Origin of the sequence: Gordonia sp. i37 (genome assembly GCF_002043085.1) — a bacterium.
Taxonomy (GTDB): Bacteria; Actinomycetota; Actinomycetes; order Mycobacteriales; family Mycobacteriaceae; genus Gordonia; species Gordonia polyisoprenivorans.
On record NZ_MVPX01000565.1, the window covers coordinates 1 to 363 of the forward strand.

Here is a 363-nt window from a genome sequence, read left to right on the forward strand (position 1 = left end):
CCGTACACCTGATCCGACTCCTCATGGAATCGCACAATCTTTTCCACCAACTCCCGCAGCCGTACCTGACGTACCGACGGCCCAGCCTCCTGCCGCTCACGCCATTCATAAAAACCCGACCGCGACACCCCCAACAATTCAACGCCACGAACAACAGGGAAGGTGGCCTTCTCCGCGTCGATTATCTCGTACGCTTGTTCTGCTGCGAATTCTCCGCCGCGAAGAAGGCTGCCGCTTTTTTTAAGAAATCCCGATCCATCCGCAACTCGGCAACCTCCCGACGCAGACGCTCCAACTCGGCACGCTCATCGGCATCGACCGCCGGCGGAGGATCATCCATCCGCGACCGCTCAATGGCCACCC

General features: G+C 59.5%; 1 pseudogene. It reads right to left on the reverse strand.

Annotation, left to right across the window (positions count from 1 at the left end):
• Positions 1 to 101: 101 nt before the first annotated feature.
• Positions 102 to 363, reverse strand: a pseudogene (locus B1964_RS27855) (IS3 family transposase); the annotation flags it as partial.